The organism is Bacillus sp. C-3-6, from assembly GCF_054509685.1.
Genome location: NZ_CM137247.1, coordinates 607,393 through 622,054 on the forward strand (window position 1 = coordinate 607,393; position 14,662 = coordinate 622,054).

Below are 14,662 nucleotides of genomic sequence, written 5' to 3' on the forward strand. Positions count from 1 at the left end.
GCTTATATGAGCTGTTTTTATGAACAAAATAACACCAGTAGTGTTTACTACTACTGGTGTTTTCACACGCATATTATTCAAAAGGTAGCTCGATTATAAAGTTTGTTCCCGCACCTAATTGGCTTGTTACTAGAATAGAACCATTATGCAATTCTACAATTTCCTTTGCAACAGCTAGCCCGATACCTTTTCCGCCTGTAGCTCGTGTTCTAGATTTATCGACACGATAAAAACGGTCAAATATATGCGGGATATCTTCTTCAGGGATACCTTCACCTTCATCTTGTACACTTATTGTAAAAGAATCTGTTTTTGTAAGTACACGTATCGTAATGGCTGTGTTTTCTGGCGAATGTTGATAAGCGTTGTGTAATAAATTTAACATAACTTGTTCCATACGTCTTTCGTCTATACAAACTTCTAAATCATCTTTGCAATATACATGAAGTTGCATTTGCTTATTTGTTAATGTTGTTTTTGTTTTTTCTACCATTCGTTCTAAAAATGGCTGAAGAAGCACTTTTTGTTTTTTTATAACAAATTGGTGTTGTTCTAATTGTACAAGCATAAATAAATCTTGGACGAGATCTGTTACACTATCCGTTTCATCCTCAATGATTTGTAAGTATTCTTCTCGCTCCTCTTTTGTTAAAGAGTCTCTCTTTGCTACCTTCGCATAACCTTTCATATAGGTCAATGGAGTTAATAGTTCATGAGCGACACTAGCGAGAAATTCATTGCGCTCTTTTTTCATATACGTAAGTTCGCTTGATAAATCTTCAATTGTTTTTGCTAAACTTCCGAGTTCATCATTCCGTTTAATACCTAATTGAATTGGCTTATTTAATTTTGACATTTTTTCTGTCGCTCTTTTCATTTTTATAAGAGGATCTGTAATAACTTTAGAAAAAACAAAGACAGAAATAGTTGTTAAAATAATCGTCAAAATACTAATGATAAGAAATTGATGCAGTAGTTTAAGTAACATCTTTTCTAAGAAAGACGTCTTTAATAACATATATAAATTACCTTGAAATCCTTGAATTTCAAGTGGACTTACTGTTGAAATGAATTTTGATTTTTTCCAGTTTCTTTCTACAATTAACCCGCTTTTTGGGATAAATTCTGTTTTGCAAGTAAGTTGTTTTTTCATTTCTTTCGTTACGGGTTCGGAGTTAGAAATAATTTTGCCTTTATTGTCAGTTATAACGATTGTGATATCAGTATTAGCAATTAATTCGGAACCGATTAAATCTTCAGCTGCATGCTCGATAGTGAAATCCTGATACCGAGGGTGTTTAGGACGTTCTATGTATTGCTGTTGTTTAGAATGTTCATTCCATCTTGCACGGTTTACAATCTTATCACGATACCGATTACCTTTCTCTAATAGAGCATCGGTTTCTTCTTTAACACGCATTGTTGAAAGGCTCTTATAAAAAGATACGAAAGCAATTGTTTCAATACATAAAGCTAATATTAAAAAGTATGTCCCAATTTTAAGGGAAAGTTTACTCATTTTTTCACCATACCTTATTCATAATAAAGAGTCAGTGGTATACGATTTCCCACTGACCGAAGTAATTATTCACTTTTCCATTTATATCCGACTTTATAGACCGTTTCTAGGTAATTTTCAATTGGAAATCCTTTTTTGCGTAGTTTATCACGGATGTTACGAATGTGTGAATCAATTGTTCTATATTCGATATCTGTTTCATAGCCCCAAATTTTTTCGATTAAATCATCTCGGCTATAAGCACGGTTTGTATTTTGCAAAAATAGTCCGAGTAACGAAAATTCGATGGGAGTTAGCGAGATTTTTTCATCGTACACTGTGACGGTATGTTTCGTTTTATCCCACTCAATACCATTAAAACTAACAAATCCATCTTTTTTTGTACGGCGTAATATAGCCTCGATTCGCGCGACTAATACATGCTCATCAAATGGTTTTGTAATATAATCATCTGCGCCCATCGTGAGGCCTTTCACCATATCGTAGTTTTGGTTGCGAGCTGTTAACATAATGATAGGAACGTTGGAAATTTGACGAATTTGATAGCAAGTATCCCATCCATCCATATTTGGCATCATAACATCTAATAAAATAATATCGAATTCTTTTTGTTCGATTAATTTTAGTGCTTCAAGGCCAGAGGTAGCTTTCATACAAAAATAGCCGCGAGGGCTTAAGAACAGATCTAATAATCGTAACATACGTTCTTCATCGTCTACTAATAAAATTTTTACCATAATCTTGTGCACCCCAAACTGTTCATTCTACTTGTATAGTTTACATGAAAATAATAAAAAACTCTTTTTATGTGATTGAATGGAGGGCTGATTTTTTCGCTCAGAGTAATTGACATAAAAAATGCACTAGTTTTGCACAACTATTTTTTATAATAGAAAACGTAGCGACACAAAATACCCTATGTTGCGACATAACGTCATGTCATTTTATTTATAAAATGACAATTCCATTCTATTGTGTATGTGAGATAGAGAGGGTTTTCGTATTCACCTCGCATCGGATAAGAAAAATTTCCTATCTCACACTTTTTTTAAAAGGAGATCATACACATGAATTCAAAAGAAGAAATTTCAAAAAAAGAAAAGCAAGATCGTAATACGGTTGTCATGTGCGTTGCCGTATCTATGGTTATTATTATAAGTTGCGTAAATAAAATTTTGGGGATTTTATAATATAAAAAAAGCTGATTGCTTCTAAGAAGCAATCAGCTTTTTTCGTTGTTAGGGGGAGTGTTTCTATATAATAAACCAAGGTAAAATTGCTAATCCAGAAGTTATAATTGCTGTAGTAAATATTAAAAGCATAGCTCGTTTGTTTTGTTTCATGTCACATTCTCCTCTACATATCAAGTACATGCGATTAACGTGGGATGTAGTTCCCCACTGAGTAAAGTTTCACTTTATATTTTTAGTATAATGAATGGAAAGGTTTGGTACGATCGATAAAGGTGACATGAAGATTACATTGTTGTAATGAAAAAAGCATCTTTCTTAATAAAAAGATGCTTTTGGAAAACTATATTGAAGTATTAATCATTTAAGAACAGAACCATATGTTCCTCGTCCCAATATTGACCGTTATGTTTTAATGAACGCTCTTGTACGCCGTAAGTTTGGAAACCTAATGATTCATATAATTTTTTTGCACCAGCGTTACCAACTACAACATCGAGCATAAGTTGTTCTACATGTAATTTATCGGCATTTTCAATAATTGCTTTAATAAGAGCTCGTCCTGCTCCAAGGCCACGCGCTTTTGGGGAAACGAAAACGGAACCGATTTTTGCTTTATGTTCTTGTTTAATAAAAGGCTTTGTTTCTAAAGTAGCAATGCCGATTAAATCATCATCTTTGAAGACCCCTAGAGTATACTTATCCGGATTGCTTAATCGTTTTGCCATAGCAGCTACAGGATCCTCATGTTTCAAAACATCTTCATAGGAAGAGCTAAAAGCTTCCGGGTTCTTCGTTAAACCTTCCATACAAACTTTTAAATATATTTCTGCGTCCTCTGTCGTTAATAAGCGAATTTCCATAGTTGTAACCTCCTTGGTCGATTTCAAATAAAATAAATCCATTACTTTTATAAGATTGTGTATGTGTTTTGTTAGCAGTCTCTTTTAATTTGTAAAAGAATGAAAAGATATATGCTACAATGTTTTGTTTTTTAATATGTAATGAAATTATATATTAACTTTATTAACTATTCAAGTCTTTAATATATTACATTTTCATAACTAAAATAACTCCTCAATTGAGGAGTTATTTTAGCTATTCGATTGATAACCATCAATTCGATGTGGATGTGTGTAAATATTGCAGGATTCATTTCTGATAAATCCTACGACTGTAATGCCTAAATCGTGAGCGAGTTGCAATGCTAGTTTTGTTGGGGCAGATTTAGATAGAACAATTTCACATCCGATTTTTGAAACTTTGAGTAAAATTTCGGATGAAATACGTCCGCTAAATGCGATAATTTTTCCTTTAACAGATATATCATTGCGTAAACAATGACCGTATATTTTGTCTAATGCATTATGTCTTCCGATATCCATTCTTGATAGAAGGATATTATTTCGATCACATAGCGCGGTATTGTGAACACCACCAGTTTGGCGAAAGGTAGTGGAAGATTGTTGTAAAGTATTCATTAAGTAAAAACATTCTTCAGGAGTAATTTTTACATGTATATCATGTAAGTCTTTTGCTTTTGCCGCATCGTTTACGAAAATAAAACCTTGTCTACCTTTTCCGCAGCAAGAAGTGATGTATCGTTTATTATATAAAGTTTGATAGAGCGGATTCACTTTTGATGATTTTACATGGACAATTCCGTTATCTTTTTGAACCCATAGTTCTTCAACATCGTTATAGGAAGAAATAATCCCCTCAGAAATTAAAAAACCAATTACCATATCTTCAATATAATTTGGTGTGCATACGACTGTTACATATTCTTCACCATTCAATTTAATAGTAATAGGAGATTCTGTAACAATCTCGTCAAGTTGTTTTGAAAATGTACCAGATTGATAACGTACAATTGTATAAGTCTCTTGCGTAGGCCCCATATTTAATTCCCCTTTTATATGTATTTCTCTCCCACATTTATCATAAAACAATGGGAAAAATAAAAACACCTATTAACAAGAAGATCACAGATTATTTTGGTTATTATTGTATATGTACGATATAATAGAACTGTAGAATAGTGATATTTTCAAGCTTTCGTAGTTATACCTTATAACATCTAGAATCGACTTCATAAGAAAGTATTTGGGTAGAGCGTTTCAAAAATATGTACAGTAATGCGGTTTTGAAAACGGATTCATAATTGTGTTGTACAGTTGGTTGTAAGGAGAGGGGAAACTATGGCAGAACAGACAGTCCGTGTAACCGTCGATGGTAAAGAATTTTCTGCATCAGGTGAAAAGACGATACTACAATTATTTAACGAGAGTAATTTGGAACATCCTCAAATTTGTCATGTACCAGAAGTAGATCCAATTCAAACTTGTGATACGTGTATTGTAGAAGTAAATGGAAAATTATTGCGTGCTTGTTCAACGAAATTAGAGAACGGTATGCATATCGAAAGACAGTCCCAGCGTGCAAAAGAGGCACAGACTGAGGCAATGGATCGAATATTAGAGAATCATCTACTGTATTGTACCGTTTGTGATAACAATAATGGTAACTGTAAAGTCCATAATACAGTACATATGATGGGAATTGAGGAACAGAAATATCCGTATGAGCCAAAAGTAAGTGCGTGTGAAGTGGATATGTCACATCCATTTTATCGATATGATCCAAATCAATGTATTGCTTGTGGGCAGTGTGTAGAAGTATGTCAAAACTTACAAGTGAATGAAACTATATCGATTGATTGGAGCTTAGACCGTCCACGTGTTATATGGGACAATGGTGTAAGTATAAATGACTCATCTTGTGTAAGTTGTGGACAGTGTGTAACAGTATGTCCATGTAATGCGTTAATGGAAAAAACAATGCTGGGTGAAGCCGGATTCATGACTGGATTGAAACCGGATGTGTTAGATCCGATGATTGATTTTGTAAAGGATGTAGAGCCTGGATATAGTAGTATTTTAGCAGTTTCAGAAGTAGAGGCTGCGATGCGTAAGACGAAAGTGAATAAAACAAAAACAGTTTGTACATTTTGTGGTGTAGGTTGTTCATTTGAAGTATGGACGAAAGACCGCCACATTTTGAAAGTACAGCCTGTTTCAGATGCGCCGGTTAACGGTATTTCCACATGTGTAAAAGGAAAATTTGGATGGGATTTTGTAAACAGTGAAGATCGTATTACAAAGCCATTAATTCGCCAAGGAGATATGTTTGTTGAAGCTTCATGGGAAGAGGCTCTTGAAGTTGTTGCATCCAATATGCAGCATATTAAATCAGAATATGGAAGTGATGCATTTGGATTTATTTCTTCTTCGAAAGTAACGAATGAAGAAAATTATCTTATGCAAAAACTAGCCCGTCAAATATATGGAACGAATAATGTAGACAACTGTTCCCGTTATTGTCAATCTCCAGCAACAGATGGTTTATTTAAAACTGTCGGTATGGGAGGGGACGCTGGAACAGTGAAGGATATTGCGGAAGCAGGCCTTGTCATTATCGTTGGAGCAAATCCAACAGAAGGACATCCTGTACTTGCAACGCGTGTAAAACGTGCTCATAAATTACATGACCAAAAATTAATTGTGGCGGACCTTCGTAAACATGAAATGGCAGAGCGTGCGGATTTATTCATTCATCCGCGCCAAGGAACTGATTATGTATGGCTCGCTGGTATTACGAAATATATTATTGATCAAGATTGGCACGATAAAAAGTTCATAGCTGAAAATGTGAAGAATTTTGATGAATATAGCAAAATGGTAGAAAAGTATACGCTTGATTATACAGAAGAAATTACGGGGATTTCGAAAGAAAATCTGAAAGAAATGGCTCGTATGGTATATGAAGCAGATGGTACTTGTGTACTTTGGGGAATGGGTGTAACGCAAAATACTGGAGGAAGTACAACTTCAGCAGCAATTTCAAATCTATTGCTTGTTACGGGTAACTATCGTCGTCCTGGTGCAGGAGCATATCCATTACGCGGACATAATAACGTACAAGGTGCTTGTGATATGGCAACATTACCAAACTGGCTTCCAGGTTACCAAGCAGTTTCAGATGATGCGCTCCGTGCGAAATTTGAAACTGCATACGGTACTACAATTCCGAAAGCACCAGGGTTAAATAATATTGCAATGTTACTTGCGGCAGATGAAGGAAAACTGCGTGGTATGTATGTTATGGGTGAAGAAATGGCTTTAGTAGATTCGAATGCCAACCATGTACAACATATTTTAGCGAATTTAGATTTCCTTGTTGTTCAAGATATGTTCTTGTCGAAAACAGCTCGTTTTGCTGATGTTATTTTACCGGCAGCACCAAGCTTAGAAAAAGAGGGAACATTTACGAATACAGAGCGCCGTATTCAAAGATTATATGAAGTATTGAAGCCGCTTGGTGATTCAAAGCCAGACTGGTGGATTTTACAAAAAGTAGCTCGTGCACTTGGCGGGGACTGGAATTATGAAAGTCCAAGTGAAATCATGGATGAAATTGCATCGCTTGCACCTTTATATTCTCGGGCAACATACGATCGTTTAGAAGGATGGAATAGTTTATGTTGGGGTAGCCATGATGGCAGCGATACACCACTATTATATGTGGACGGATTTAACTTCCCAGATAAACTAGCTCGTCTATCATTAGATGAATGGGTACCACCAGTTGTAGCGCCAGATGAGTATGATTTACTTTTAAATAATGGTCGTATGTTAGAACATTTCCATGAAGGGAATATGACGAATAAATCGGCTGGTATTTTATCTAAAGTATCTGAAGTGTTCGTTGAAATCTCGCCTGAACTTGCCCTAGAGCGCAATGTGAAAGATGGTGGTCTTGTAGAATTAGCATCACCATTTGGGAAAATTAAAGTACAGGCACTTGTTACAGATCGTGTAACGGGGAAAGAGCTATATTTACCGATGCATGCAACGGTAAATGAAGAGGCAATCAATATTTTAACTGGAACGGCGACAGATCTTTATACGTGTACACCAGCGTACAAACAAACGATGGTAAAGATGCGTGTACTACGTGAAAAAGGGAATCGTCCGTTACCATCTTCAAACCCGAGAGATAAAAAGCGTAATCCGCAAAACGGTGTTGAAATCCAGCAAAAATGGCAAAGAAAACAATACGTATCACTTGTGGACTAGGGGGCGGAGATAGTGGCGAAAGAAATTACTGTAATTAAAAAGAAAGTTGTAACAGAGGAAGAACAGAAACAGCAAGTAGCAGATGAACTTCTAAATGAGCTATCTAATAATCGTGAAGCAGTAGAAGAAATGATGCAGCTTTTAGCACAGTTGCAGAAGGCTGGTATATTAGATGCGGCAATTAGTTTACTTGCTGCGAAGGAAGATGTTTCAAAAATCGCTGTGGAGCAATTAAATCGTGAACCCGTTAAAAATGCGTTAAACAATATGATGGGGGCAGGAGAAGCGTTATCTTCAGTTGACCCAGAAATAACGAAGCAAATTACGTCAAGTTTAGTTACAGGATTGCAATTTGCAACAGACGAATTAAATAGTGGTAAAAAAACAAAAGTGATGGATTTCTTTAAAGTATTAAAAGATCCAGATATCAATAGAGCTATTACATTCGGTTTTAGCTTCTTGAAAGCATTTGGACAAGGGTTAGAGAAAAAATAGAATAAATGAAAAAGTGATGGGAAGTAGCCATCACTTTTTTCATTATATGTATAAGAGTGTTCATGTTAAGCGGAATATATTATTATTAAAAAGATGGATTAGAACTGGAAATGTGGAATCCATCTCAAATACCGTTTTAGAATTTGGAGGAATATATGCAACACCGTAAAAAACTATCTATACCAGGAGTAATGAGACATTCCTTTCAAACAGTTAAATTTGCTTTTTGGAATGTATTAACTTTTCAACTTGCTTATAAATTATTAGCAGCGATTGTGTTTGTTCCACTATTTGGGATCATTTTTAATAAGTTATTGTATTTTGGTGGTTATGCAAATGCGACAAATGATGAATTATTAGCATTTTTAAAGACGCCTTATGGCATCTTAGCAATTGTAATTTTGTCATTGTTAGCACTGTTTCTTATCTTTACGGAATTTGCGGTGCTTATTATTATTTCGTATTTCGCTCATAAAAGACAGAAGGTGAAATTACGTCCGATTTTATATAAAACGGTAACGTATTTACCTACTCTTTTCACATATTGCTTACCAGGATTTATTTTATATGCTGTCGTATTGTTGCCTCTTTTAAATATGGGATATGAAACGGCATTAATCCCGCAAATTCAAATTCCTAACTTTATTACAGGAGAACTGTTTAAGACAACGATGGGGCAAGTTGGTTATTACACGTTCTTTGCTGTAGTCGCGTATTTGAATCTTCGATGGATTTTCGTTCTACCTATTGTTGTTTTAGAGCAAAAATCATTTCGCGTGGCAGCACGTAAAAGTGCAAATTTAGTAAAGGAAAGCTTTTTTAAAGTACTACTCTTTTTAGTAGGATTTTTTATTTCAATTGGAATTGTATATGTCGTATTTTTGGGAATATATTTATTGTGCCTATGGGGTGTTTATGAATTTACAAACCCGAAAGGAACATTTGCATTATTAGCTGAATCAACGATTTCTGTATTTTTAACGAGTACGTTGTATTTATTTAGTTTTATCGTGACGCCATTTTATATTATGGCGATTACGCGATTATACTTACAAAAGGTACCGGTTGAAGATGTTTTATTAGAAGAAGGATTAGATTATTCGAAAACGAAAGCAGATAAATGTTTCTTCCAAAAACATCGCTGGAAATTTATTGGCGTATATATTGTGGGGATTATTACTGCCGGAATGGTTGTTGCCTTCATTGTAACGTTTATTTCAAATTCGTATAAAGAACCAATTATTATGGCGCACCGCGGTTATATATCAAAAGGCGTAGAAAATACGAAAGAAGCTGTGCAAGGTGCTATTGATGCAAAAGCAGACTACGCTGAAATAGATGTATTACAAACGAAAGACGGTGAACTAGCGGTTATACATGATTTGAAGCTGAAACGTCTCGCAAATGCAAATGTGCATGTGTCAGATTTAACGATGGCTGAGTTAAGGCAGCTTACCCTTAGTCAAGATGGACTTTCAGGACAAATAAGTACACTTGATGAAATCATTAAGCTAGCAAATGGCAAAATCAAACTTAATATAGAAGTGAAGCTTCATGGGGGCGAAAAAGACTTTGTAAACAAAGTCTTAAAAACGATTAAAGATAATGAATTTGAGAAGCAATGTGTAATTCAAACGTTACACTATCCGCTTATTAAAGAGTTTAAGCGTGCAAATCCAGATATAAAAGTAGGGTATATATTGTATGCAAGTAGAGCTAACTTAAAAAATGTGAAGGCTGACTTTTACGTAGCAGAAGAATATATGTTAAATAAGAAATTAGTAAAAGAAGCAAGGAAGTTAAACAAACCAATTTACGTATGGACAGTAAATGATATGGAAAATTTAAAGGCATATTATAAGTTAAACGTAGATGGTATCATAACTGATTACCCTGAAGATGCACGTGAAACAATTAAGATGTTAAAAGAGCAAGAAGCGGAAGAAAGTGATCTGTTTGATAAAATTACTGAAACGACAGATGATTTGTTTTTAAAATTATTTATAAGTTACCCAGCTGCTAGCTAAATGCTAGCAGCTGTTTTTTTGTGAAAAGAATATATCTCTAAAGTATTAAGTAAAGTAATAACTGTATATGTATACGTTATAGCTTAGTTTTTTACATTGTTACATTATTGTCAAATAATAAATGATTACTGTTTATTTTGAAGAAGTATAATAAAAGTTGAGTGAAAGATAATGGAATGTCACGAAACCCCTAATAGAATCAATGTTTTATATATTTACACTATTCTAAATATAAAAACTTTAGAAAAATGATATGTTAGCGTTTTCATAACTTTTAAGTTATGCTAGAATAAGGACATAAGTTATTAATTATTACAAAAAGAAAAAAGAATCTCTTTTTTCTGTTAATTATAAGGGGGCATTTCATTATGCGTATTGGGGTACCAGCAGAAATTAAAAACAACGAAAACCGTGTGGCAATGACACCAGCAGGTGTTGTACATTTAATTCGTAACAATCACGAAGTATTCATTCAAAAGGGTGCAGGTTTAGGATCTGGTTTCACAGACGCTCAGTATGTTGAAGCGGGAGCAAAAATTGTTGATACAGCTGAAGAAGCTTGGAACATGGAAATGGTTATGAAAGTTAAAGAACCAATTGAAAGCGAATACAAACACTTCAGTGAAGGCTTAATCTTATTCACATACTTACACTTAGCTCCAGAGCCAGAATTAACAAAAGCGTTAATTGAGAAGAAAGTTGTTGCGATTGCATATGAAACAGTACAATTAGAAAACCGTTCTCTACCATTACTTGCACCTATGAGTGAAGTAGCTGGTCGTATGGCTGCACAAATTGGTGCGCAATTCCTTGAGAAAAACAAAGGCGGTAAAGGTATCTTACTTGCAGGTGTTCCAGGAGTTAAACGTGGTAAAGTAACAATCATCGGTGGTGGACAAGCTGGTACAAATGCTGCTAAAATTGCAGTTGGACTAGGTGCGGATGTAACAATCATCGACTTAAGCGCAGAACGTCTTCGTCAATTAGATGACATTTTCGGAAATCAAGTAAAAACTTTAATGTCTAATCCTTACAATATTGCAGAAGCTGTAAAAGAGTCTGATCTTGTAATCGGTGCAGTATTAATCCCAGGTGCAAAAGCTCCAAAACTTGTAACAGAAGAAATGATTAAATCAATGGAACCAGGTTCTGTTGTTGTAGATATCGCGATTGACCAAGGTGGTATTTTCGAAACAACTGACCGTATTACAACTCATGATAACCCAACTTACGAAAAACACGGCGTTGTTCATTATGCAGTTGCAAACATGCCAGGTGCGGTTCCACGTACATCAACTCTTGCATTAACAAACGTAACAGTACCATATGCAGTACAAATTGCTAACAAAGGCTACAAAGAAGCTTGCCTAGGCAACTCTGCATTATTAAAAGGTATTAATACATTAGATGGCTATGTAACATTTGAAGCAGTTGCAGAAGCTCACGGTGTAGAGTACAAAGGTGCTAAAGAATTATTAGAAGCAGAAACAGTATCTTGCTAATAGAAGCATTATACAAAACAAAATCGAACAATATATAATACAACATGATAAGAGCTAAGAGATAATACCTCTTAGCTCTTCTTAGTAAAAGGGGGCATACATCGTGGCCAACCTATTTAAAAAGAAATCCGTTACGCAATTGTTAGGGGAAAGTAAAAGTAAAACTTTAACGAAAACGCTAGGGGCATTTGACCTAACAATGCTAGGGATTGGTGCGATAATTGGTACAGGAGTTCTAGTATTAACTGGATTAGTAGCAGCAAGAGATGCTGGTCCAGCAGTTATTTTTTCATTTATGATTGCAGCAATTGTTTGTGGATTTGCAGCATTATGTTATGCAGAAGTTGCATCTACACTTCCTGTTTCAGGTAGTGTGTACACATATTCGTATGCAACAATTGGTGAGTTTGTTGCTCATTTAATGGGATGGACATTACTATCCGTATATGTCGTAACGACTGCCGCAGTAGCTGGCGGATGGACTGGTTATTTCAATAATTTAGTGAGTGGACTGGGACTTGAAATTCCGAAAGCGTTGCTAACGATTCCAGCGCAAGGTGGTATGGTAAACTTACCAGCAGTTATCGTTACGTTAGTGATAACTTGGTTATTATCACGAGGTACGAAAGAAAGTAAGCGTGTGAATAACATAATGGTATTAATTAAAATTGGTATTGTTGTTTTATTCATTGCAGTTGGTGTATTCTACGTGAAACCAGAAAACTGGATACCATTTGCACCTTACGGTTTAAGTGGAGTGTTCGCAGGGGGAGCAGCAGTATTCTTTGCTTTCTTAGGATTTGATGCATTAGCAACTTCTGCTGAAGAAGTAAAAAATCCACAACGTGATCTACCAATTGGTATTATTGCTTCGTTAGTCATTTGTACAATCATTTATGTTGTAGTTTGTCTTGTTATGACAGGCATGGTTTCTTATAAGGAATTAGATGTACCTGAAGCTATGGCATATGTGTTAGAAGTTGTAGGACAAGATAAAGTGGCTGGTGTAATTGCTATTGGAGCTGTAATCGGTATTATGGCTGTAATTTTCGCGTACATTTATGCGACAACACGTGTATTCTTCGCAATGAGTCGTGACGGTTTATTACCAAAATCTTTTGCGAAAATTAACAAGAAGACTGAAGCGCCAACATTTTCAGTTTGGTTAACAGGAATTGGTAGTGCTTTAATTGCTGGATTTATCGATTTAAAAGAATTGTCGAATTTAGCGAATATTGGAGCGTTATTAACATTCGCCATGGTTGGTGTAACTGTTATCATTCTTCGTAAAACGCATCCGAAATTACAACGTGGATTTATGGTACCACTTGTACCGATCTTACCGATTATTTCAATTGCATGTTGTCTATTCTTAATGGTAAATTTACCGTTAACAACATGGATATACTTTGGTATTTGGTTAGCGATTGGAGTAGTTGTATACTTTGTTTATTCGAAAAAACATAGTCATTTAAAAGACGATGGAAGTTCGCAGGATAATTTAGAACAAGCTAATTAAAGGGATATAAACACAGTAAGCCTTGTGCGTCTAGGGAGCGCGCAAGGCTTTTTCTTTTGTTGAAATAAAGGGAACATATATTACTTTGTTGAATTTTTATGTCGGAATATGAAAAAAGGGTGGGAGCAAAATGGAAGAAACAAAAGTTGTTGTTGGAGCAGAGGGTTATAATAATAACCCTGGTTGGTTACATACGAATGAAGAAGAATTAAATTTATTACGGAGAGAAACTTGGCTTGATAAATTTCAACCTAATTCTTTATCAGTAATTTTGGCAGAACATGTATGGGAGCATTTATCATATGAAGAAGGAATTGAAGCTGCAAAAATTTGTTATGAGTTTTTAATGGAGAATGGATATATTCGTTGTGCAGTACCAGATGCATTTTTTTCAGATGAAGAATATCAGCAAGGGGTACAAGTAGGTGGACCTGGTCCATTAGATCATCCTGCAGCAAGTCATAAAATTGTTCATAGCTATAAAACAATCACGTCCATGTTTGAATCAGCAGGTTTTCAAGTAAGGCTCTTAGAATACTGTGATGAGAATGGTAAGTTTCACTATAATGATTGGAATGAGAAAGATGGATTTATTTATCGTTCGAAACGTTTTGACCATAGAAATCGGGATAATCATTTAGGGTTTGTTTCTTTAATTGTGGATGCGGTGAAAAATGAAAAGTAAGTAAAAAGGGGTGTGCGAATTGTACATCCTTTTTTGTATGAGAATATAGAGGATGCGGAAAATATGTATATGCCTTACTAAAATGTGAACGAAATGTTCATAAAAAAAATTCAGATTTCATTGACACATATGAGTAGGCGCTCATATAATAAGAGCATAAGATATATGAATGATTGTTCATATGTTCAATTAAAGAGGTGAGCTATAATGGCTGGAAATAAAGTAGAAACACCACAAGAGACATGTTCTCAAACGATAATTCATGAAGAAGTTGTTGAGCAAGTAAAACAAACAATTCCAACTGATGAAAGTTTAAGTAAAGTAGCAGAACTATTTAAAGTATTAGGTGACCGTACACGTACGAGAATATTACATGCGCTATTTGAAGCTGAAATGTGCGTTTGTGATTTAGCTTATTTATTAGGAATGACACAATCATCTATTTCGCATCAGCTTCGTGTGTTAAAGCAAGCGAAACTTGTGAAGAATCGTAAAGAAGGAAAGGTTGTTTATTATTCGTTAGCTGACCAGCACGTAATTCATATCTTCGAGCAAGCGTTTGAACACGTAAACGAAGAAGAATAAAA

Annotated in this window: 12 protein-coding genes; 8 read left to right on the forward strand and 4 right to left on the reverse strand. The window is 35.0% G+C overall.

The window, feature by feature from the left end; all coding sequences use genetic code 11:
• Nucleotides 1–73: 73 nt before the first annotated feature.
• Nucleotides 74–1,519 carry a HAMP domain-containing sensor histidine kinase gene (locus ACW0JX_RS03090; RefSeq protein ID WP_095691434.1) on the reverse strand — a complete coding sequence of 482 codons (1,446 nt, stop codon included), beginning with the start codon at nt 1,517–1,519 and terminating at the stop codon, nt 74–76.
• A 65-nt stretch (nt 1,520–1,584) separates the two neighbouring features.
• Complete coding sequence (locus ACW0JX_RS03095; protein ID WP_063245908.1) at nt 1,585–2,256, reverse strand: response regulator transcription factor; 672 nt, start codon at nt 2,254–2,256, stop codon at nt 1,585–1,587.
• Nucleotides 2,257–2,586: 330 nt separating this feature from the next.
• Here ACW0JX_RS03095 and ACW0JX_RS03100 point away from each other — a divergent pair, with 330 nt between their 5' ends.
• On the forward strand, nt 2,587–2,709 hold the full coding sequence (locus tag ACW0JX_RS03100; RefSeq protein WP_001085006.1) for a hypothetical protein: 123 nt from the start codon (nt 2,587–2,589) through the stop codon (nt 2,707–2,709).
• Between the two features lie 356 nt (nt 2,710–3,065).
• On the opposite strand, the gene ACW0JX_RS03105 is transcribed toward ACW0JX_RS03100, so the two are convergent.
• Complete coding sequence (locus ACW0JX_RS03105; RefSeq protein ID WP_000405868.1) at nt 3,066–3,572, reverse strand: GNAT family N-acetyltransferase; 507 nt, start codon at nt 3,570–3,572, stop codon at nt 3,066–3,068.
• 231 nt (nt 3,573–3,803) lie between these two features.
• On the reverse strand, nt 3,804–4,610 hold the full coding sequence (fdhD, locus tag ACW0JX_RS03110) for a formate dehydrogenase accessory sulfurtransferase FdhD (protein ID WP_459245341.1): 807 nt from the start codon (nt 4,608–4,610) through the stop codon (nt 3,804–3,806).
• Nucleotides 4,611–4,910: 300 nt separating this feature from the next.
• Between fdhD and fdhF the strand changes: the two genes are divergently transcribed.
• The 7 genes from fdhF to ACW0JX_RS03145 all read left to right on the forward strand — a co-directional run bounded on the left by fdhF (nt 4,911) and on the right by ACW0JX_RS03145 (nt 14,660).
• Complete coding sequence (gene fdhF, locus ACW0JX_RS03115; protein ID WP_459245342.1) at nt 4,911–7,847, forward strand: formate dehydrogenase subunit alpha; 2,937 nt, start codon at nt 4,911–4,913, stop codon at nt 7,845–7,847.
• 12 nt (nt 7,848–7,859) lie between these two features.
• Nucleotides 7,860–8,342: a helical membrane plugin domain-containing protein gene (locus ACW0JX_RS03120; protein ID WP_053565274.1), complete on the forward strand. Its 483-nt coding sequence runs from the start codon at nt 7,860–7,862 to the stop codon at nt 8,340–8,342.
• A gap of 155 nt (nt 8,343–8,497) precedes the next feature.
• Nucleotides 8,498–10,369, forward strand: a complete 1,872-nt coding sequence (locus tag ACW0JX_RS03125; RefSeq protein WP_001164720.1) for a glycerophosphodiester phosphodiesterase — start codon at nt 8,498–8,500, stop codon at nt 10,367–10,369.
• 368 nt (nt 10,370–10,737) lie between these two features.
• Nucleotides 10,738–11,871 carry an alanine dehydrogenase gene (gene ald, locus ACW0JX_RS03130; protein ID WP_001219741.1) on the forward strand — a complete coding sequence of 378 codons (1,134 nt, stop codon included), beginning with the start codon at nt 10,738–10,740 and terminating at the stop codon, nt 11,869–11,871.
• A 103-nt stretch (nt 11,872–11,974) separates the two neighbouring features.
• Complete coding sequence (locus ACW0JX_RS03135) at nt 11,975–13,390, forward strand: amino acid permease (protein ID WP_001284897.1); 1,416 nt, start codon at nt 11,975–11,977, stop codon at nt 13,388–13,390.
• A 130-nt stretch (nt 13,391–13,520) separates the two neighbouring features.
• Nucleotides 13,521–14,075 (forward strand): class I SAM-dependent methyltransferase, encoded by a 555-nt coding sequence (locus ACW0JX_RS03140; protein ID WP_459245343.1) that lies wholly within the window; start codon nt 13,521–13,523, stop codon nt 14,073–14,075.
• A 207-nt stretch (nt 14,076–14,282) separates the two neighbouring features.
• Complete coding sequence (locus ACW0JX_RS03145) at nt 14,283–14,660, forward strand: ArsR/SmtB family transcription factor (RefSeq protein ID WP_000918378.1); 378 nt, start codon at nt 14,283–14,285, stop codon at nt 14,658–14,660.
• Nucleotides 14,661–14,662: the final 2 nt, after the last annotated feature.

Coding starts and splice junctions, on each gene's coding strand:
- ACW0JX_RS03090 (WP_095691434.1), bottom strand. CDS start 1,519: ATGAGTAAACTTTCCCTTAAAATTGGGACATACTTTTTAATATTAGCT.
- ACW0JX_RS03105 (WP_000405868.1), bottom strand. CDS start 3,572: ATGGAAATTCGCTTATTAACGACAGAGGACGCAGAAATATATTTAAAA.
- ACW0JX_RS03100 (WP_001085006.1), top strand. CDS start 2,587: ATGAATTCAAAAGAAGAAATTTCAAAAAAAGAAAAGCAAGATCGTAAT.
- ACW0JX_RS03095 (WP_063245908.1), bottom strand. CDS start 2,256: ATGGTAAAAATTTTATTAGTAGACGATGAAGAACGTATGTTACGATTA.
- ACW0JX_RS03145 (WP_000918378.1), top strand. CDS start 14,283: ATGGCTGGAAATAAAGTAGAAACACCACAAGAGACATGTTCTCAAACG.
- fdhF (WP_459245342.1), top strand. CDS start 4,911: ATGGCAGAACAGACAGTCCGTGTAACCGTCGATGGTAAAGAATTTTCT.
- ACW0JX_RS03140 (WP_459245343.1), top strand. CDS start 13,521: ATGGAAGAAACAAAAGTTGTTGTTGGAGCAGAGGGTTATAATAATAAC.
- ald (WP_001219741.1), top strand. CDS start 10,738: ATGCGTATTGGGGTACCAGCAGAAATTAAAAACAACGAAAACCGTGTG.
- fdhD (WP_459245341.1), bottom strand. CDS start 4,610: ATGGGGCCTACGCAAGAGACTTATACAATTGTACGTTATCAATCTGGT.
- ACW0JX_RS03125 (WP_001164720.1), top strand. CDS start 8,498: ATGCAACACCGTAAAAAACTATCTATACCAGGAGTAATGAGACATTCC.